This window comes from Pacificibacter maritimus, assembly GCF_003814915.1.
GTDB classification, from domain to species: domain Bacteria; phylum Pseudomonadota; class Alphaproteobacteria; order Rhodobacterales; family Rhodobacteraceae; genus Celeribacter; species Celeribacter maritimus.
In genome coordinates this window covers 526,797-545,496 of the sequence record NZ_RKQK01000001.1, presented here as the reverse complement: position 1 = coordinate 545,496, position 18,700 = coordinate 526,797, and the positions used below count along the sequence as shown (strand labels likewise).

18 protein-coding genes are annotated in these 18,700 nt (G+C 52.6%); 10 read left to right on the top strand and 8 right to left on the bottom strand.

The features are described from left to right. Positions 1-2 precede the first annotated feature (2 nt). The 4 genes from EDD53_RS02515 to dusB form a co-directional block, all read right to left on the bottom strand. The gene (locus tag EDD53_RS02515; RefSeq protein ID WP_123792369.1) at positions 3-2,225 is read right to left on the bottom strand and encodes a sensor histidine kinase NtrY-like; all 2,223 of its coding nucleotides are present in this window, start codon (positions 2,223-2,225) and stop codon (positions 3-5) included. A gap of 157 nt (positions 2,226-2,382) precedes the next feature. Then, positions 2,383-3,753 carry a response regulator gene (locus EDD53_RS02510; RefSeq protein ID WP_123791617.1) on the bottom strand — a complete coding sequence of 457 codons (1,371 nt, stop codon included), beginning with the start codon at positions 3,751-3,753 and terminating at the stop codon, positions 2,383-2,385. A gap of 75 nt (positions 3,754-3,828) precedes the next feature. Further along, positions 3,829-4,914, bottom strand: a complete 1,086-nt coding sequence (locus EDD53_RS02505; RefSeq protein WP_123791616.1) for a two-component system sensor histidine kinase NtrB — start codon at positions 4,912-4,914, stop codon at positions 3,829-3,831. After that, positions 4,911-5,891 carry a tRNA dihydrouridine synthase DusB gene (gene dusB, locus EDD53_RS02500; protein ID WP_123791615.1) on the bottom strand — a complete coding sequence of 327 codons (981 nt, stop codon included), beginning with the start codon at positions 5,889-5,891 and terminating at the stop codon, positions 4,911-4,913. Before dusB ends, EDD53_RS02505 begins: the two co-directional genes overlap by 4 nt. 167 nt (positions 5,892-6,058) lie before the next feature. Between dusB and EDD53_RS02495 the strand changes: the two genes are divergently transcribed. The 4 genes from EDD53_RS02495 to EDD53_RS02480 all read left to right on the top strand — a co-directional run bounded on the left by EDD53_RS02495 (position 6,059) and on the right by EDD53_RS02480 (position 9,609). Next, positions 6,059-7,219: a bifunctional 2-C-methyl-D-erythritol 4-phosphate cytidylyltransferase/2-C-methyl-D-erythritol 2,4-cyclodiphosphate synthase gene (locus EDD53_RS02495; protein ID WP_123791614.1), complete on the top strand. Its 1,161-nt coding sequence runs from the start codon at positions 6,059-6,061 to the stop codon at positions 7,217-7,219. A gap of 15 nt (positions 7,220-7,234) precedes the next feature. Next, positions 7,235-7,744, top strand: coding sequence for a phosphatidylglycerophosphatase A family protein (locus tag EDD53_RS02490; RefSeq protein WP_123791613.1), 510 nt, complete (start codon positions 7,235-7,237; stop codon positions 7,742-7,744). Positions 7,745-7,749: 5 nt separating this feature from the next. Next, positions 7,750-8,259: a CinA family protein gene (locus EDD53_RS02485; RefSeq protein ID WP_123792368.1), complete on the top strand. Its 510-nt coding sequence runs from the start codon at positions 7,750-7,752 to the stop codon at positions 8,257-8,259. Positions 8,260-8,427: 168 nt separating this feature from the next. Further along, positions 8,428-9,609 carry an ammonium transporter gene (locus EDD53_RS02480; protein ID WP_123791612.1) on the top strand — a complete coding sequence of 394 codons (1,182 nt, stop codon included), beginning with the start codon at positions 8,428-8,430 and terminating at the stop codon, positions 9,607-9,609. A 97-nt stretch (positions 9,610-9,706) separates the two neighbouring features. Here the strand turns inward: EDD53_RS02480 and EDD53_RS02475 are convergent, their stop codons facing one another. After that, the gene (locus EDD53_RS02475; protein WP_123791611.1) at positions 9,707-10,153 is read right to left on the bottom strand and encodes a type II toxin-antitoxin system RatA family toxin; all 447 of its coding nucleotides are present in this window, start codon (positions 10,151-10,153) and stop codon (positions 9,707-9,709) included. A 170-nt stretch (positions 10,154-10,323) separates the two neighbouring features. Between EDD53_RS02475 and EDD53_RS02470 the strand changes: the two genes are divergently transcribed. After that, positions 10,324-10,506, top strand: a complete 183-nt coding sequence (locus EDD53_RS02470) for a hypothetical protein (protein ID WP_123791610.1) — start codon at positions 10,324-10,326, stop codon at positions 10,504-10,506. A 95-nt stretch (positions 10,507-10,601) separates the two neighbouring features. After that, a complete protein-coding gene (locus tag EDD53_RS02465; RefSeq protein ID WP_123791609.1) occupies positions 10,602-11,492 on the top strand; it encodes a c-type cytochrome in 891 nt (296 codons plus the stop codon). A 4-nt stretch (positions 11,493-11,496) separates the two neighbouring features. Here EDD53_RS02465 and EDD53_RS02460 read toward each other — a convergent pair whose 3' ends face one another. Together EDD53_RS02460 and lipA are read right to left on the bottom strand one after the other, a co-directional pair. Beyond that, positions 11,497-12,633 (bottom strand): THUMP domain-containing class I SAM-dependent RNA methyltransferase, encoded by a 1,137-nt coding sequence (locus EDD53_RS02460; RefSeq protein WP_123791608.1) that lies wholly within the window; start codon positions 12,631-12,633, stop codon positions 11,497-11,499. A gap of 105 nt (positions 12,634-12,738) precedes the next feature. After that, positions 12,739-13,692, bottom strand: a complete 954-nt coding sequence (gene lipA, locus EDD53_RS02455; RefSeq protein ID WP_123791607.1) for a lipoyl synthase — start codon at positions 13,690-13,692, stop codon at positions 12,739-12,741. Positions 13,693-13,930: 238 nt separating this feature from the next. Between lipA and EDD53_RS02450 the strand changes: the two genes are divergently transcribed. Both EDD53_RS02450 and EDD53_RS14715 read left to right on the top strand, forming a co-directional pair. Beyond that, positions 13,931-14,476, top strand: a complete 546-nt coding sequence (locus tag EDD53_RS02450) for a peroxiredoxin (protein WP_123791606.1) — start codon at positions 13,931-13,933, stop codon at positions 14,474-14,476. A gap of 110 nt (positions 14,477-14,586) precedes the next feature. Continuing rightward, entirely contained in the window at positions 14,587-14,928 is a 342-nt protein-coding gene (locus EDD53_RS14715) for a hypothetical protein (RefSeq protein ID WP_148087091.1), read from the top strand. A gap of 80 nt (positions 14,929-15,008) precedes the next feature. On the opposite strand, the gene EDD53_RS02445 is transcribed toward EDD53_RS14715, so the two are convergent. Next, complete coding sequence (locus tag EDD53_RS02445; protein WP_123792367.1) at positions 15,009-16,169, bottom strand: DUF6456 domain-containing protein; 1,161 nt, start codon at positions 16,167-16,169, stop codon at positions 15,009-15,011. A 371-nt stretch (positions 16,170-16,540) separates the two neighbouring features. On the opposite strand from EDD53_RS02445, the gene EDD53_RS02440 reads away from it, so the two are divergent. Both EDD53_RS02440 and guaA read left to right on the top strand, forming a co-directional pair. Further along, a complete protein-coding gene (locus EDD53_RS02440) occupies positions 16,541-16,834 on the top strand; it encodes a DUF6477 family protein (RefSeq protein WP_123791605.1) in 294 nt (97 codons plus the stop codon). 187 nt (positions 16,835-17,021) lie between these two features. Beyond that, positions 17,022-18,584: a glutamine-hydrolyzing GMP synthase gene (guaA, locus tag EDD53_RS02435; RefSeq protein WP_123791604.1), complete on the top strand. Its 1,563-nt coding sequence runs from the start codon at positions 17,022-17,024 to the stop codon at positions 18,582-18,584. Positions 18,585-18,700 lie beyond the last annotated feature (116 nt).

Below are 18,700 nucleotides of genomic sequence, written 5' to 3'. Positions count from 1 at the left end.
TCTTACACTGCAAGTTTTTGTTTTAATTGGTTTAGTTTAGGAACAGCTAGATCTAATCGCACAGTAGCGCAAGCGCCAACGCGCCCCGAGGAATCCAGCGGCTCACCATCGCTTAAGGTTAAGCTGCCCCCATGTTCATCAATGATCTTTTTCACGATCGGCAGGCCCAGCCCCGTGCCTTTATCGCGCGTGGTGACATAGGGTTCAAACAACCGCGCGCGGTCTTTTGGCAAACCAATGCCGTTGTCTGTGATGGTGATCACGACCTGATCATCTGCACGCGACATGGTCACAAGAATACGGGGGTCATACTCTTTTGAAAGATCGTTTTTATCCAAGCTTTCAATAGCTTCACCTGCATTCTTAATCAAATTTGTAAGGGCTTGGCCAATCATAGTGCCATCCACATCAACGATGGCCTTGGGCACATCAATCTGGGTGTCGATACGCACGCCCATCTGCGCGTTACGCTGCAACAAGACAGCCCCTTGGACCAATTCTACCAGATCCAATTCGCGCAGCTCAGGGGTTGGCATACGGGCGAATTTGGAAAATTCATCAACGATGCGCCGTAAATCCCCCGTTTGGCGCACGATCACGGATGTATATTGATCCAAGGCCGCGCGGTCATCTTCGCTCATGCCTTTACCGAATTTGCGCGAAATACGTTCGGCAGAAAGCTGGATCGGCGTCAAAGGGTTTTTGATTTCATGGGCAATGCGGCGCGCCACATCGCCCCAAGCGGCCATGCGCTGCGCGCTGACCAGATCCGTCACGTCATCAAAGGCCACAACATAGCCTTCGAGAACGCCGTCCACATCCCGCCTTTGGGCGATCCGCACCAAAAGATTTTCTTGCGCCTGCGGGCGGATCAGGCGCAATTCGTCTTGTACCACTTCGCGCCCCTGTTCTTGCAAGGTTTCAAACAATGGGCCGAATTCTGGCACAGCAACACTCAAAGGCACATCGATCACATCGTTTGAAACGACCGATAAAAGCCCCTCGGCCGATGGGTTCAACAGCGAAATATGACCATCAGGATCAAGCGCGATCACCCCTGCGGTGACGGATCCCAGCACGGAATCAAACAGCCTGCGCCGCGTTTCGATATGCGCGCTGCGTTCCAACAATGTATCACGCTGCACGTTTAATTCTTCGGTCATTTGGTTGAAAACCCGCCCCAGAACAGCAACCTCATCTTCGGTGGCCTCCTCTGCAACACGGGCGGTCAAATCGCCGTTTTTCACGCGGTTTGAAGCCTCAACCAATCGGCCGATCGGGCGCGCAAGACCTTCGGAAAAGCGCAAGCCCACCCATGTGGCCGCCAAGATCAATATCAAAGCAAAGCCCAAATAAATCAAACCGAATTCGAACAAAAGACGACCACGGTCATTTTCAAGCTGATTGTAGAGCGCGATGGTTTCTTGGGTTTCATCCAAAAGGTTTAAAATCGCCCCATCCACATCGCGCGTCACATACAAATATCGATCAGCAAAGCCAGATAGGCGCAGCAAAGCGCGGCTTTCATTGGCATCCCAATCATCTATCAAAACCAATTCACCCACCTCAGCGCGGGCGAGTTGGCGCGCATTTGGCGGCTCATAATCGAACAGGTAAGACCGCTCACCGCGCGCGCGAATGGTGCCTGTTTTGTCGATCACAAAGGCTTCGCGTAGCCCCCGCTGGATCAGGCCCTGCCCTGTATTTAGGACTTCGCGCAACGCTCCATCGGGTAAAATCGTGACGGACCTACGCCGTTCAACGATATAATTTGCCAAGCTGCGCGTGTCAGCGGACAGACCATCGCGGTGCTCGCCCTCATAGGCTTCTGCTGCGGACAGTGAAGATCCAACAACGTTGCGCACGCGGTCTGAAAACCAGCCCTCAAGCCCGAAATTCAGTGTTACAACTGCGAAAACGGCCACAGTGACAGTGGGAATAAGCGCCAGCAACACAAAGACGCCTGTAAGACGTAAATGCAACTGTGATCCAGCAGAATGCGCCCGCCGCGCTGCGACGATCTTCACAATGCGTTGGGCGATCAAACCCGCGACCAAGATCACATAAATCAAGTCCGCCAAAAGCACGGCGCGCAATCCTGAGGTTGATGTGATTTGATCCAACGGACCGATCACAACAAAGGTCGCTATCGCCAATATCGGCCCTGCTACGAATAAAAACAGGGTGGTCCAATTTTGCAATTGCCTAAGGCGGCGTAACCGCATCAGTTTGTTAAAGCTGGATCTTGCTATTGGCTTACGCAAACCATCCCCCGAAGAAAAACACCCAAGCAAGGTTACCCTTGTCCCCCATGGCAGGCAGACCAGCAACAGTGATGCGATTCTGTCACTGTCCCTTATCCGACACGGGGGTGTGGCTGTTTTACATCAATTTACGGCGGCGTGTCACTTGAATATCGAGGTCTGATATCTTTTTACGCAAGGTATTGCGGTTGATCCCAAGAAGATCAGCACATTTAGCCTGATTTCCACCGACAGCGTCCAAGGCGATTTCAATCAACGGAGCTTCGACTTCTTTCAAAATCCGCTGATACAGCCCATGCGGAGGCAAGGCCCCACCATGTAAATCAAAGTAGCGACGCAGGTGTTTGGCCACAGAGGCAGAGAGTTTATCACCGCCCCCGCCTTGCGTGGGTTCAACAGCGGGCTGATTGCCTAGGACCAATTCGACCTCTGCCAAAGTGATGTCTTCTTCAGGGGCCGTGACGATCAAACGGCGGATTGTGTTTTCCAGTTGACGCACATTGCCTGGCCAACTGTATGTGCGCACCAATTCCAGAGCCTCAGGCGTGAAGCGGCGCAAGGCCATGCCGTCACGTTCCGCTTTGCCAAAGAAATAATCGGCCAAAAGCGTGATATCATCGACCCGTTCCCGCAGACTGGGCACGGCCAGATTGACCCCGCCGAGACGATAGAACAGATCTTGGCGAAAGGCGCCGCTTTCCATCTTGGCGCTTAAATCGGCTTGTGATGTGGACATGATGCGTGGCGAATGATCGGTAAAACTATCCAGCATCCGCACGATGCGCGCTTGGGCATCTTCATCCAGATCCCCAACCTCATCAAACAAGATTGATCCGTTTTTCGCACGTGAAATGACTGAAGCTGGGCCTTCCATAGCTTCCAAATCATTGGCTGTCACCACCACGAAGGGCAAAGAGCGCCTATCTGAAAAATCATGAATTGCACGGGCAATCAGGGATTTCCCTGTGCCGCTTTCGCCTGTGATCAACACAGGCAGATCGGTATTCATCACGCGCGCCACAAGACGGTAAAGGTTTTGCATCGCAGGCGTACGCCCCACCAAAGGCAGGTCGTCTTGAATATCGCTGGGCGCTTTTGCGGTGGATGGCGCAGGATTGGCGCGGCGTTTGACTTCAAGCGCCTTTGCCGCACGTTTCATCAAGTCAGGCAAATCGAAAGGTTTTGGGAGATAGTCAAAAGCCTCAGCTTCGGCAGCTTGGATCGCGGTCATAATGGTATTTTGCGCAGAAATAACGATGACAGGCAGTCCGGGGCGCTCTTGGGCGATTTTAGGCAAAGCTTCCAAGCCATTGCCATCAGGCATCATCACATCTGAAATCACCAGATCGCCTTTGCCTTCTTCGACCCAGCGCATCAAAGTCACTAATGAAGATGTTGCATGCACTTTGCACCCCGCACGGGTCAGCGCCTGCGTCAAAACAGTCCGAATGGTGCGGTCGTCATCTGCAACTAATATAGTGCCGTCCATGTCTTAAGTCTCCTTAGTGGTCCGCGATGTTTCGCGGGGTCGTCATATCTACTGGGTCACACCGCTGGGGTATGCCTATGAATTGGCCTGCATTGCCTCGCGGGGGGCCACGGGCAGTGAAATACGGAACACGGTTTTACCTGCGACCGACTCAACTGAAATCCAGCCTTCGTGGTCGGAAATAATTTTCGACACCAAGGCCAAGCCCAGCCCTGTGCCGTTTTCACGCCCAGACACGAAAGGTTCGAATATATCAGAAGCGATTTCAGGCGGCAGGCCAGGCCCGTCATCCATGATCTCGACTTGTAAAGGCAAAGCCCCGCCGGATCCGTCTTTGCGTCTCAGACGCAGCGATAGATCATAAAAGGTGCGAATCTGGATTGTACCACCGTCTTTTCCTGCTGCTTCACAGGCGTTTTTAAACAGGTTCAATAAGACCTGCATAAACTGGTCGCCATCCACATAAGTGGGCGGCAAAGACGGATCGAAGGATTCGATAAATTTCATCGAAGCGCCATAAGACAGTTGCGCCGATTTGCGCGCGCGATCAATCAAATCATGCACATTGATCGCACGTTTTGCAGGGGGGCGCAGGTTGCCAAATTGTTCAACCTGTTCCAGCAAGGCCACGATGCGGCGACTTTCTTCGACAATCAAATCTGTCAATTCTTGGTCTTCGGCCGACAGGCCCATAGACAGCAATTGTGCTGCGCCCGTAATGCCAGCCAAAGGGTTTTTAATCTCATGCGCCAGCATTTCCGCCATACCGATGGCAGAGCGCGCTGACGATTTCACCGAATGAGACCGCCCCAAACGGTCTGCAATCTGGCGCGGCTCCATCAACAAAAGCATATAGCCCGGCAGGCCAGACAAAGGCGCGATCTGGATGTTGCATTGCACAGGCGCAGCGTTGCCGCCTGACACATCGACATTATTGATGAACATGGGCGCATCATCGCGGCGCACACGGTCAAAGGCTTCTTCCAAAGGGGCATCAATGGCCAACTTATCCAAGACGGGCACACCGCGCATGGATTTGGCAGAAGCGTTTAGAAAGTCCTCAGCCGCCGAATTCAATTCGCAAATGGTATCATCTGCACCTACGATAACCGAAGGCACAGGCAAGGAAGGCCATAAAGTTTCAAATGAGGTCGCAGTCATGCCGCCACTCCTGTCGTTGCCAAAGCATCGGGAAGAAAATCAAACACTTTTCGGGGGTCTTTTTGGGTCAAAACCTGTTTGCGCAGCTCAAGTGGAGTTTCGGCTGTGTCCATGTACCACCCCAAATGTTTGCGCATCACACGCCCACCCAGTTCAGCGCCGTAAAATGACAATCCCGCCTCAAAATGCGCACTCACCATATCGCAAAATGCCTGCCCCGTTGGGGCTTTGGGGGCTGTTGCGCCTGTGATATTGGCCGCGATCTGCGCCAAAACCCAAGGGCGGCCTTGTGCGCCGCGCCCGATCATCACGCCATCAGCCCCAGATTGCGCCAAAGCCTGATCGGCTTTTTCAGGCGTTGTGATATCGCCATTGGCAATCACTGGGATATTCACGGCATCTTTCACGCCCCGAATGGCGGCCCAATCGGCACTGCCTTTGTACATTTGACACCGCGTGCGCCCATGGATTGTGATCATTTGAATGCCAGCATTTTCCGCCCGTCGCGCCAAATCTGGCGCATTCAGCAAGGCATCATCCCAACCCAAACGGGTTTTCAGCGTCACAGGAATATCAACTGCGGCCACCACAGCTTCGATCAGGGTCAAGGCATGATCCAGATCCCGCATCAAAGCGGAGCCAGAATAGCCGCTCACAACTTTTTTCGCAGGGCAGCCCATATTAATGTCGATGATCCGCGCACCATTGGCTGCGACCATCTTGGCCGCCTCGCCCATCCAATGCGCTTCACGCCCTGCCAATTGCACAGCTGTGTTTTCAACGCCGAAGCCAAGTTCAGCTTTTTCGCGCGATCCAGGCCTGTCATTTAACATGTCATGGCTCGCCACCATTTCAGACACAACAAGGCCCGCACCAAAAGAGGCGACCAAATCGCGAAACGGCAAATCCGTGATCCCCGCCATGGGGGCAAGGAAAATCGGCGGGTCCAAAGTTATGTCTGCCAATCGAATGGGCAAGTGATTAATCCTTGTGCAGTTGATACCTGACTAACAAGTCAATCAAAGAGTCGCAAAGCCTAGCGCGTAAAAAAACACCTAAAAGCATAACGTGCCTAAAATTTAATCAAACAGATCGCATCGCAGGCGCATTGCAACATAGGCGCGCAAGGATTATTCACGACTTTATGAAAACAGCAGCACTGATCGTCGCCGCAGGGCGCGGCACCCGCGCAGGCGGAGATACACCCAAACAATGGCGCAAGCTGGGTCAAGACCCAAGCTGCCCAAGGGTGATTGACCACACCATCCGCGCCTTTCGCGGCAGTGTTGACGTGATTTATATCGTGCATCACGTAGAAGACACAGATTTGATCGCAAGCCTGCAAGATGTGACGCCCGTTCTCGGCGGCGCGACACGTTCACAGTCAGTGCAAGCAGGTCTCGAAGCGATGCAGCACAGTGGTGTCACCCATGTCTTGATCCATGACGCGGCCCGCGCTTTGGTGCCTCACAAAACGATTGCAGCTGTCAAATCTATCCTTCAAACCAACCCAGCCTGTGCGCCAGCCCTGCCCGTTACCGATGCGCTTTGGCGCGGTGACACCCATGTGGATGGCACAGAGGATCGCACAGGGCTTTGGCGCGCACAAACACCGCAAGGGTTTGACTTTAATCTGATCTTGCAGGCGCATCGCGCCTTTTCAGGCACAGCCGCCGATGATGTTGAAGTCGCGCGCGCCGCAGGCCATAGCGTCACGATCACCATGGGCGATGAACGCAATTTTAAAATCACACATGCGCAAGATTTCGACCGCGCAGAAGCCGCACTTCGCGCAGCAATCCCCCCTGATAAGGATAAAACGCAAATGGATATTCGTCTTGGAAACGGTTATGATGTACATCGGTTTGGCGCGGGCGACCATGTCTGGCTTTGCGGCGTAAAAGTCCCACATACCAAGACCTTACAAGGACATTCTGATGCAGATGTCGGCATGCACGCCCTGACCGATGCCATTTATGGTGCTTTGGCCGAAGGTGATATCGGGCGGCATTTCCCCCCCTCAGACATGCAATGGAAAGGCGCTGCCAGCCATATCTTTTTGCGCCATGCAATTGATCTCGCCCGCAAAAAGGGCTTTAATCTTGCCAATTGCGATGTCACTTTGATCTGCGAGCAGCCTAAAATCGGTCCCCATGCAGATGCGATGCGCGCCGCACTTGCAGACATTATGAGCGTCGATCTTGACCGTATTTCGGTCAAGGCCACCACATCAGAGCGCCTTGGTTTTACAGGGCGCGAAGAAGGTATCGCCTCAATCGCCACCGCTACTTTGATAAAAACGTAAGGATAAAGACAGCCCATGAAAGACCTCGCAGAACTCGTCGGCACCTTTGCCCGTATCGGTTTTCTCACCCCCGCCCCCGGCACATGGGGATCAGCTGCGGCCATCCCTGTGTTTTGGGCCCTCAATGAAGCTGGCGGTTTTGGTTTGGTGGCTTTTGCAACTGTCGTTGTCTGTATTGCAGGGCTTTGGGCCACGCGGATCATGACGGCTGGTGCGACCCTTGGCAGCGATGAACATGACCCGTCTGAAATTGTGATCGATGAGGTCGCAGGCCAGTGGATTGCCCTGTGGCCCGTGGCCTTTGGTGCGCAAATGATGGGCGTTGAAAGTGCGGCCCTTTGGCCTGGATATTTGGCGGGCTTTATTCTGTTTCGCCTGTTCGACATCTGGAAACCTGGCCCAGTTGGCAAAGCGGATGCGCGTGGTGACGCTGTCGGCGTCATGTTGGATGATGTGATTGCAGGCATTATGGCTGCGATCTGTGTTGTGATCTTGGCGGGGCTTGCGCATGGGGTTTTGATGTGACCCAGATGACGGCCCAACGCGCAAAACAGGTGCTAAGTGCGGCACGTGCGCAAGGTCTGCGCATCGCCACCGCTGAAAGCTGTACTGGCGGTGGTATCATAGCTGCATTGACAGATATCGCAGGATCCTCCGACGTGGTGGACCGCGGCTTTATCACTTATTCCAATGCCGCTAAAATCGACATGCTGGGCGTCTCAGCGCAAACACTTGAGGCCACAGGCGCCGTATCCGAACAGGTCGCAGGTGAAATGGCACGCGGCGCAGTGCAACACTCACAAGCGCATCTCTGTGTCTCTGTCACAGGAATTGCAGGCCCTGGCGGATCAGAATTCAAACCTGTTGGCCGCGTGTGTTTCGGGCTGGCCAAAATCAGTGCATCTGGCGAGATTGAAGTCTCGGTGAAAACTGTAGAATTCGGCGCCATCGGGCGCAGCGAAGTGCGCGCCAAAACGGTTGATACCGCATTAAGCTGGCTTTTGGATGCGCTAGAAGGCGACAAAATCGCAACCCGTTAGTTTTTCGCCTCATTTTTAGACAAGCAACGCAGATTGCGCCTATTTGGCTATCAATCAGCCAATTGCCCTATATTTAATCGCATTTCTTCAGCAAACGCCCCTTTCCCAATCGCATAAAAGCCGCTTTACGCGCCACAGTGCGAAAAAATTAATCCTGAGGAGGGGAAAATGGTCGGAGCTGATACTGCCTGGATCATGACCGCAACTGCGCTGGTCTTGTTTATGTCATTGCCAGGCTTGGCACTGTTTTACGGTGGGCTGGTACGTGCCCGCAACGTGTTGAGCGTTTTCATGCATGTCTATGCGATTGCCAGTGTGATGAGCATTCTTTGGCTTGCCTTTGGTTATTCCATTGCCTTTGGCGATGGCGGGCCTTTGTGGGGCGGTTTGGGCAAGGCCTTTTTAAACGGCGTCACGGCTGACTCTGTGTCTGGCACCATTCCTGAAGTGCTGTTCTTTGCCTTTCAGATGACATTTGCGATCATCACCCCTGCGCTTATCGTCGGCGCTTATGTGGAGCGCATCAACTTTAACTTTGTGATCTTGTTCTCATCTTTGTGGATGTTGCTGTGCTACGCGCCTGTGACCCATTGGATTTGGGGCGGCGGGTTCTTGGCTGATGGTGGCATATTTGGCGACACAGGCACGATGGATTTCGCAGGCGGCATCGTGGTGCATGAAACGGCTGGCATTGCGGCTTTGATCATCGCGGTCATGCTGGGACGTCGCAAGGTCGACAACAAACCTCCGCATAATCCAGGTTACGTTATGATCGGCGCTGGGATGCTTTGGGTTGGTTGGTTTGGCTTTAATGGCGGATCACAGCTTGCGGCAGATGGTGGCGCGGCGATGGCGATCACAGTCACGCATATTTCTGCGGCCACAGCATCTGTGACTTGGGCGCTTTGGGAAAAGATCAAATACGGCAAAGCGTCACTTGTGGGCATCGTCACAGGGACGATTGCGGGGCTTGCATCTATCACGCCTGCCGCTGGTTTTGTCGGCCCTGTAGCTGCCCTGATCATCGGCGCTGTTGCAGGTGTCTTGTGTCAGGAAATGGTCAATGTGATCCGCAACAAGCTGAAGATTGATGACACTTTAGATGTCTTCGCTGTGCACGGCGTCGGCGGTATTTTCGGCACGATCATGATCATTTTCTTTGCCGATGGTGCCAATGCGATTGCGCAATTCGGCGCGCTTGCCATCGTTGGGGTCTTCACCTTTGTTGTCACAGTGATTTTGGTCAAGCTTTGCAGCATGGTTACATCTTTGCGTGTGGATGAAGAAACTGAACATCAAGGTCTGGATTTGGCACAGCACGGCGAAAGTGCTTACGACCACAATTCGTAAACCAATGCTATAAAACACCAAAAGGCGGGGTCTTATCCTCGCCTTTTTTCATGGCCTTTTCAGGATCAATGCCTCAAGCGCAAGGCTTTGGCGCGACCTATTTATAAAGTTCCGCCGCGCGGCGTTCAAAAGCGCGCACAATCCGCTGCATCGCCTCGTTAAACACCATGCCGATCACAGATTGCAAAATGGCGTTTTTAAATTCGAAATCGACGAAAAATTCAACCTCGCAGCCGCCCTCATCAAGGTCGCGGAATTTCCACCAGCTTTTGAGATACTTGAACGGTCCATCCAGATATTCGGTATCGATCTTAAGATCATCGGGCCAAAGCACAACTTTGGAGCCAAATTTTTCGCGAAACACTTTAAAAGAAATCACCAAATCGGCCAGCATCACTTCGTGATCTTCAAACTGGTCACGCGATCTGATGCGGGCTGCGGCATTCCACGGCAAAAATTTCGGATAGCTTTGCACATCCCCCACCAAATCGTACATTTGTTGGGCCGTATAAGGCATGATCTTTGTTTCGCGATGCGTCGGCATTTAAGTGCTCCCGTCAATGACGCGGCTTATGTCCAATGTCTGGCCCCAGATTGCAAGGGATAGCATGCCGCAGCGCCGTAAAAGTCGCAGATCACGTGGACAATTGCGCATTTCAAGTGCCATAGGTATGATCATAAACGTATAACAAGCATCGTCAAAAAGGACAGATCATGAATCCGATGTGGCTTGTGCGCGCCAAACGTTGGTCGCAAAATCCCCCCTCTGCCAAACGCATCAAGCTGGTGTTCTCAATTGTCTTGGCCTGTTTGATCTTGGTTGGGATTGAAAAAACAATCGGCGTGCCCGATTGGATGCAGCATGATCGCCTGTCGCGCGGCGGTATTCCACGCTGATTTTTCAGCCGTTTGAAGCGGCCTAAATCAGGTCAAGACGCCGTAAAAATCCTGTGCTAGGCTATTAAAAACACCCGTTATTTTGCGAGGCCATCATGCGTAAATCCTTTGTCTATCTCTTTGGAACGGCCATTTTAGGCGCGGCTGTGGCTTGGGTTTTGACTGAACCGCGCAAAATCGATGACGCTCTGATCGCAGGGATCACGCCCGATGTGGACCGTGGGAAATTTGTATACACCGCTGCGGGCTGTGCCTCTTGCCACGCAGGTGTTGACGGCACCGCGGACAGCCTATCGGGCGGCATGAGCTTTCCGTCAGAGTTTGGGACCTTCTATGCGCCCAATATTTCTAGCAGCAAAGACCAAGGTATCGGCGCTTGGTCGGCCACGGATTTGGCCAATGCTTTGCTGCATGGCTCATCGCCCGAAGGCCAACATTACTACCCCGCCTTTCCCTATACATCCTACGCGAAAATGACGCCCAGCGATGTGGTCTCGCTGCATGGCTATCTGCAAACCCTGCCTGCATCAGATCAACCAAGCCAAGCCCATGATGTCGGTTTTCCCTTTAACATCCGCCGCAGTTTGGGTGGATGGAAATTGCTGTTTGGATCGCATGCAACAGATTGGGTGGTCACAGACCCCAACATGACCGAAGAAGACCTAAATGGCCGTTATTTGGTTGAAGCTTTAGCCCATTGCGGTGAGTGCCATACACCACGTAATGCCTTGGGTGGATTGGATAATTCCAAACATTTGGGCGGCGCACCAAACCCGTCAGGGCGGGGTATGATCCCAAATATCACACCAGGCACTTTGACATGGACCGAAGAAGAAATCGCCTATTATTTCGAAAGCGGCTTTACGCCTGATTTCGATTCCGCAGGCGGCCATATGGCCCATGTGGTTGAGAATTTCGCACAGCTTGCCCCAAGTGATCGCGAAGCTGTGGCCGCTTATTTAAAGCGCGTGACACCTGTTCAATAGGCGCCTAGCGCAGGGTATCTGTTTGAAACAGCTTCACTTTCAACCCGCCATGGGCGATCGGTGCTTCGGTGGGTTTCCACGGCAAACGTGTGGCTTCGGCCAATTGCGTGTCTGACGTGATCATGCCCACACGCCATCCTTTGAACTTTTCACGCATCACATCGCCGAAAGACCCGTAGAGCGCAAACAGATCTTTCTTTTTCCCGATCCGCGCGCCGTAGGGCGGATTCACGATCACCAAACCCGCAGGGCCGTCTGGGCGCTCAAGGTTTGAAACTTGTGTGGGAGCGAAGTGACATAGATCACAAACCCCTGCCCGCGCAGCGTTGTCTTTGGCAAAACCGATCACATTTACATTACGATCTGATCCGTAAAAACGCTGGTCGCTCGCCCGAATTTTCCATGCCTCACGAATGCCCCGCACGGCATCAGCATCATAGCTTGCCAGTGCTTCAAAAGCGAAAGATCGCGCCCGACCAGCCATAAAATTACGTGATATTTCAGCAGCTTCGATCAAAAATGTGCCTGATCCACACATGGGATCGAGCACAGGTTCATTGCCGCTATAGCCGCAAGCGCGCAAGAAAGACGCGGCCATGGTTTCGCGCATTGGCGCCTTGCCCATGGCCTGTTTGTGCCCGCGCTTGTGCAAACCTTCGCCCGATGTATCTATAGAAAACTGCACATTATTGTCATCGATACGCACCTTAAAAACGATATCGGCATTTTCCAACCCTTGGGCAATTTTCGCGCCGAACTCTTCGTGGATCGCACGCTCAATGCGCTCGACAGCCGCGCCTGCGTGATAGATTTTCGATTTTTTATTGGTGTTTACTTCTACTTTGATGGCCAGATCATTGTCGATCACATCTTGGCCCAAAATATCAGCCCAAGGAAATTTGCGGCTGCGTTTATCAAGCTGGGCCAAGTGAAAGGCGCGAAATTCACCGATGCGCGCCAAAACTTTTGAAGCCCCGCGCAGGGTCAGGTTTGCACGCCAAACATCATGCCACGATCCTTGGATCGTCACGCCGCCGCCAGTTGCCACAGGATTTTGAAACCCCGCCTCAATAACTTCATTCAGCAGCACATGCTCAAGCCCCGGAACCGTTGCTAGAAAAATGTCAAAAGATGCAGTCATGAAAGCCTCACAAAGGGGAAATCCAAGGGCATGGCGCGCCTTGAGTATGGCAAAAGAAAACCAGCGAGGCGCCCCCGCTGGTTCCAATCAGTCTATCGCGCCGCTTTAAGCAGAGCCGAATTTTTTCAAACGCGCATCGCGCAAACGGGCAAAATCATCCCCCGCGTGATAGCTAGAGCGCGTCAAAGGCGTTGCTGACACCATCAAAAAGCCCTTGTTATAAGCGGTTTTTTCATAAGTCGCGAATTCTTCAGGCGTTACAAAGCGGTCAACGGCGTGGTGCTTTGGCGTTGGCTGCAAATATTGTCCTATGGTGACAAAATCGATGTCAGCAGCCCGCATATCTTCCATCACTTGGGTGACAGATTGTTTGTCTTCGCCCAAACCGACCATGATGCCAGATTTGGTAAACATCGTGGGGTCAAGTTCTTTGACGCGCTGAAGCAACCGCAAAGAGTGGAAATACCGCGCACCAGGGCGCACTTCTGGATAGAGGCCAGGCACGGTTTCTAGATTGTGATTGAACACGTCAGGGCGCGCTTCAACGACCACTTCTAACACTTTGGGATCACAACGAATAAAGTCGGGCGTCAGGATTTCGATCGTGGTGTTCGGAGATTTTTTGCGAATGGCACGAATTGTCATGGCGAAATGTTCTGCACCGCCATCTTCGATGTCATCACGATCTACCGAAGTGATCACCACGTGGTTTAGGCCCAGTTTTTGCACCGCATCCGCGACACGGCCAGGTTCGAATACGTCCAAAGCCTCAGGCGGTTTGCCTGTCGCGATGTTGCAAAATGTACAAGCGCGGGTGCAGACTTCGCCCATAATCATCATGGTGGCGTGGCCTTGCGACCAACATTCGCCCACGTTTGGACAGCCCGCTTCTTCGCAGACTGTGACCAGTTTGTTTTCGCGCATGATATCACGCGTTTCTTTATAGCCTGCCGATGTCGGCGCTTTCACGCGAATCCATTCAGGCTTTTTAGGCTGCGCATTGTCAGCCCGCTTTTGCTTTTCAGGGTGTCGCTGAGCTGGAATTTTAAGATCGCGCACGGGAAGATCCCCCTTTTAAATCTGTTGGCCTGTTATATCTTGTCAAACCCACAGGGCAAGGGCCAAGCGTGGGCGGCTGCTATGTGCCCTGCTCAACCCCGTATCCCGCGTTACGAAACTGTCATGTCATGCAATATTGAACCCAAGCTGGAATCCTTCTAAGAGCTGCGCCATGAAATGGTTCACGCGGCCCGATCCTCCCATTGGGCTGCAAACAAACAGACTCAGGAGTAAGACAATGCAAACTGGTAAAAAGCTTCCAAACGTAACGTTTAAAACCCGCGTGCGCGACGAATCCATTGGCGGTGACAACCCGTTCAAATGGGAAGACAAAACAACCGAAGATTACTTCGCAGGCAAACGCGTTGTCTTGTTCTCGCTTCCAGGTGCTTTCACACCAACATGTTCCACATACCAGTTGCCTGGTTTTGAAAACGGCTTTGCTGATTTCCAAGCCGAAGGCATTGACGCAATCTACTGCATGTCCGTGAACGACTCATTCGTTATGAACAAATGGGCGCAATCTCAGGACCTTAAAAACGTGGGCGTGATCCCTGATGGATCTGGCGAATTTACGCGCCGCATGGGCATGCTTGTCCACAAAGACAACTTGGGCTTTGGTGTTCGCTCATGGCGCTACGCGGCCGTTGTCAAAGACGGCGTTGTAGAAGCTTGGTTCGAAGAACCAGGCCTGTCCGACAACCACGGCGAAGACCCATATGGCGTGTCTTCTCCTGAAACTGTTTTGGCGTATCTCAAAGACGCGAAACAAAAAGCAGCCTAAGCGGCCCTATTTTGATTTCACAGAGCCCGCAGTTGAAAGACTGCGGGCTTTGTTATGCTGATGTCGCCCACAGATTGCAATAATTCCAATCCGTTATTACATCTATTGCGATGAACAAGATTCAGTTTAAAAAAACCGCACGCAGTAAAGGCGACCATGTCGCGTTTGGGAGTCTGTATGGCTGGTGTACGGCGGCCGTGGCCATTGGTCTTAGTATGCATGTGCGCACACCAGAATACGCCAACTGGGATAATTATTTATTCAACATGCTTTTGAGCACCTGTCTAACCCCACTTTTCCCAAGCACTGCTTTGATAATCCTACTTATTTACAAAACCGCCCCACAAAAAAGGCTGTCCCTGCTTGTCGGGATTTGGATCTTTGCGACCACTTCTTGGATCGGTGGCGTTTTTACAGAACACCAAATCTGGGCTGCTGTGGTGTCCGTCTAAAACCTAAAAAAGCCCCCGCCTAAAGCGAGGGCCTTCTGTGTCAGGCGGAAGGCACCTGACATCACAGCTCAAAGAGCGGCTTAACCGATCAGATTGGAATAGCCCGCTTGATCGAAATGACGCTTGAGGCGTTGCAAAGCGATCCGCAAAACCACTTTGCCTGAGCGCGCAGACCACCCAAGGTTCTTTTCCGCATTTTCCATGCCTTCAAGATAGCAACAGCAGCGCAGCGCCACATCCCCAAGGCCAGGCCCAAGATCAACCAAAGCCGCAACAACACGTGCCTTTGCAGCCTGAGGGCCGTAGCCCGCCGTGTCCTTCGCCGTCTCAGGAACAGCGCCAGAGGTCAAATACTGTTCCCAATCCTGTGCGGCGCCCGCATCCATTTGCGCAAGCTCAAAATCTTCGCGCAGACGTTCAGCAGCCCCCACAAGTTCTGGAGGAAGAAACATCTCGCCATCTTTATCCCGACGGCGCGACAGGGTCATAACAGGACTTTCGGCCGCATTATAGCGTACCCGCTTTTGCTTTTCTGCCTCGGGGTTTAAGCCACTGGGCACAGGCCAAGCGGTGCCTTGATGACCAAACCCTGCGGGCGCTTCGGCAAAACCAGCGCGCGCTGTTTCATCGGCTGCAATCAACATTTTCAAGGCTGCGCGCCCTGCGGATGTGATCGTGTAGCGCGTGATTTTACCCTTTTCTTGTGCTGTGATCCAATCTTTAAGCGCCATCGCCTGAGCGATTGGCCGATCCAAAACCGCAGTGCGAGCGGTGCGCCCGCCTGGCAAATCACGCACAACAACCGCTTTTTCCATATCTTGAGCCACCGCCAAACAGGCGCCTGGTTCACTCAACCTGCGCAAAATGCGGCGGGCTTCAAACTCGATTGTCGCATCCGTCGGGGGCACCAAAGCCCCAGAAGACAGTGCGTCATTTGCACCGTCAGTTGAAGTGTTGGGGGTATGGTCAGTCGACTTATTCATGTGAGTGGTATCCTTTGGGCGTGGTGCTGATTGCGCCTGTTCGGCGCAGCGCTGGCTCAGATCGGCCGCGCATTGGCTAAGATTGCTTAGCGCTTCATCAATTAAGGGGTCATCGCGCTTCAATTCGATTTTGCGCACTTGACGCATGACTGTAGAGGGCGCACATCCGCCGCGTCGTGCGAGCGCGCGTATCGTCAGGCCGCGTTCCGTATGATCAAGATAGCGTTTTGCGTCTTGCGGGACCCAATCGGGAAACATATTGCCCGATTCATGTGTAAATTTAGTTTGGTCCACGATTTTTTCCTTTCAAACCCCGCAGCCATTGTTTCCAAAATTGAATAAGTATTGCTCCAGAATACCTACGCTATGGAAACAATAGCCCTTAAAAGTAATTGTTGTTTCGATTCTAGATACAATCTTGGGTTGTTTTGGTTACTCAAACGTTAATTGACGCGAATTTGCCGCGGCTAAGCCCAGATTTCGCCACAATTCTTAAAGGTTACGGGAATCCACCGTTCGCAAAATGGAAACAATACGCAACACAACCCTAGGGTGTGCTTATCTCTCTTCATCCGGCCTAATCGCCGCTCATGACGCCAATCGGCGCCTCTTAAAACTCGGAGAGACCTATGACTGATATCAACACCCTACTCGCCACATTACGTCGCCCACGCCTATTGATCCGCGCAGCCCGCTTTGGCGTAAATGACTACAATCGGTCGCGTGATCTAAAACGTGTGATGGGCAGCGCAGCCAATTTGCAAAGCAGCAAGGTGATTGATGATTTGATCGAAAAAGAAGCTGCCTTTGAGACAACGCGCAAAAACGGCGATGCAGCATATAATGTCGTGCGTCATGTGGAAATCTTGATTGCCCTTATGGCCGAAGCGCGCCTGCTGCCCCGTGGTCCACAATCGGTCTAGACAGATCAGACACAGCACATTCCCTGTAACACCGCCGCATCGCGCCCCTCAATCTGTGCCATCCTGCCTGTCTTTTTTGCGGGGAAAGCACGACCAAGGGGCGCTAAATGCAAAATCTCGGCCAAAACAGCGCCTTGAGTAATCAAATCATCTTGCCTCAAACCACTGAGCGTCTTAAACGCTGGATATGACCAGCATATCCCATGACCGCCTCCTCATTATAGACTTTGGTTCTCAAGTGACGCAGCTTATTGCGCGTCGCCTGCGTGAACTTAGCGTCTATTGCGAAATTCACCCCTATCAGAATGTAACGGATGCATTTCTGGCCGATTTCGCGCCAAAAGCCGTTATCTTATCTGGTGGCCCTGACAGCGTGACCCGTGAAGGATCACCCCGCGCACCGCAATCGGTGTTCGAAATGGGTGTGCCTGTTTTGGGGATCTGCTATGGCCAGCAAACCATGATGGAACAGCTTGGCGGCAAGGTGCAAAGTGGCCATGGCACAGCCGAATTTGGCCGCGCTTTTGTGACACCGAATGCTCATAAACTTGATCTTTTGGATGGTTGGTTTGCCAATGACAAAGAACAGGTCTGGATGTCGCACGGCGATCACGTCTCGCAAATTGCACCTGGATTTGAAGTTTACGGCACATCTCCGAATGCGCCTTATGCAATCACTGCGGATGCGAGCCGTCATTTCTATGCTGTGCAATTCCACCCAGAAGTGCACCACACGCCAAACGGCGCAAAATTCTATGAGAACTTCGTCAAAATCGCTGGATTTACAGGCGACTGGACCATGGCGGGCTATAAAGACCAAGCGATTGCGGCAATCCGCGAACAGGTTGGCGACAAACAGGTGATCTGTGGTCTGTCAGGCGGTGTGGATTCTTCTGTCACTGCGATCCTTTTGCACGAAGCCATCGGCGACCAATTGACCTGTGTCTTTGTCGATCACGGGCTTTTGCGCCTCAATGAGGCCGAAGAAGTCGTGAAAATGTTCCGCGACAACTACAATATCAAACTGATCCATGCTGACGAATCCGATCTGTTTTTGGGCGAACTTGAAGGCGTCTCTGACCCCGAAGTGAAACGCAAAACCATCGGCAAGCTTTTCATTGATGTGTTCCAAAAATACGCCAATGAAATCGAAGGCGCGGAATTCTTGGCGCAGGGCACCTTGTACCCTGATGTCATCGAATCTGTGTCCTTCTCTGGTGGCCCAAGTGTGACCATCAAATCGCATCACAATGTGGGCGGCTTGCCAGAAAAGATGGGTCTGAAACTGGTCGAACCTTTGCGCGAATTGTTCAAAGACGAAGTGCGCGCGCTGGGTCTGGAACTGGGTCTGCCGCAAAGCTTTATCGGGCGTCACCCCTTCCCTGGTCCTGGTCTTGCGATTCGCTGCCCAGGTGAGATCACCCGCGAAAAACTGGCGATTTTGCAGCAGGCTGATGCGGTTTATATCGATCAAATCCGCAAGCACGGATTGTACGATGAAATCTGGCAGGCTTTTGCCGCGATTTTGCCGATGAAAACTGTGGGCGTGATGGGCGATGGCCGCACGTATGACTATGCAGTCGCCATCCGCGCGGTCACTTCGGTCGACGGTATGACCGCCGATACATACCCGTTTACGCATGAGTTTATGGGCGAAACGATGACGCGCATCATCAATGAAGTGAAGGGCGTGAACCGCGTGTTCTACGACCTAACATCAAAACCACCAGGAACAATCGAGCTGGAATAAGGCTTCTGTCTCAATTTCTGATAGGTAAAAGGGCGTCTCAAATGCGAGGCGCCCTTTTCTATGACATGGCCATCCTTCGAAATTTTGCTCAGCCCATGGGCAAAATTGAAAGATGA

What these genes read in the sequence shown, in the direction of transcription:
- EDD53_RS14715 (WP_148087091.1), top strand. Translation starts at nt 14,587, where the DNA reads ATGAACAAGATTCAGTTTAAAAAAACCGCACGCAGTAAAGGCGACCAT.
- EDD53_RS02510 (WP_123791617.1), bottom strand. Translation starts at nt 3,753, where the DNA reads ATGGACGGCACTATATTAGTTGCAGATGACGACCGCACCATTCGGACT.
- EDD53_RS02480 (WP_123791612.1), top strand. Translation starts at nt 8,428, where the DNA reads ATGGTCGGAGCTGATACTGCCTGGATCATGACCGCAACTGCGCTGGTC.
- guaA (WP_123791604.1), top strand. Translation starts at nt 17,022, where the DNA reads ATGACCAGCATATCCCATGACCGCCTCCTCATTATAGACTTTGGTTCT.
- EDD53_RS02485 (WP_123792368.1), top strand. Translation starts at nt 7,750, where the DNA reads ATGACGGCCCAACGCGCAAAACAGGTGCTAAGTGCGGCACGTGCGCAA.
- EDD53_RS02490 (WP_123791613.1), top strand. Translation starts at nt 7,235, where the DNA reads ATGAAAGACCTCGCAGAACTCGTCGGCACCTTTGCCCGTATCGGTTTT.
- EDD53_RS02495 (WP_123791614.1), top strand. Translation starts at nt 6,059, where the DNA reads ATGAAAACAGCAGCACTGATCGTCGCCGCAGGGCGCGGCACCCGCGCA.
- EDD53_RS02465 (WP_123791609.1), top strand. Translation starts at nt 10,602, where the DNA reads ATGCGTAAATCCTTTGTCTATCTCTTTGGAACGGCCATTTTAGGCGCG.
- EDD53_RS02450 (WP_123791606.1), top strand. Translation starts at nt 13,931, where the DNA reads ATGCAAACTGGTAAAAAGCTTCCAAACGTAACGTTTAAAACCCGCGTG.
- EDD53_RS02445 (WP_123792367.1), bottom strand. Translation starts at nt 16,169, where the DNA reads ATGTTTCCCGATTGGGTCCCGCAAGACGCAAAACGCTATCTTGATCAT.
- EDD53_RS02475 (WP_123791611.1), bottom strand. Translation starts at nt 10,153, where the DNA reads ATGCCGACGCATCGCGAAACAAAGATCATGCCTTATACGGCCCAACAA.
- EDD53_RS02460 (WP_123791608.1), bottom strand. Translation starts at nt 12,633, where the DNA reads ATGACTGCATCTTTTGACATTTTTCTAGCAACGGTTCCGGGGCTTGAG.
- EDD53_RS02440 (WP_123791605.1), top strand. Translation starts at nt 16,541, where the DNA reads ATGACTGATATCAACACCCTACTCGCCACATTACGTCGCCCACGCCTA.
- EDD53_RS02470 (WP_123791610.1), top strand. Translation starts at nt 10,324, where the DNA reads ATGAATCCGATGTGGCTTGTGCGCGCCAAACGTTGGTCGCAAAATCCC.
- EDD53_RS02515 (WP_123792369.1), bottom strand. Translation starts at nt 2,225, where the DNA reads ATGCGGTTACGCCGCCTTAGGCAATTGCAAAATTGGACCACCCTGTTT.
- EDD53_RS02505 (WP_123791616.1), bottom strand. Translation starts at nt 4,914, where the DNA reads ATGACTGCGACCTCATTTGAAACTTTATGGCCTTCCTTGCCTGTGCCT.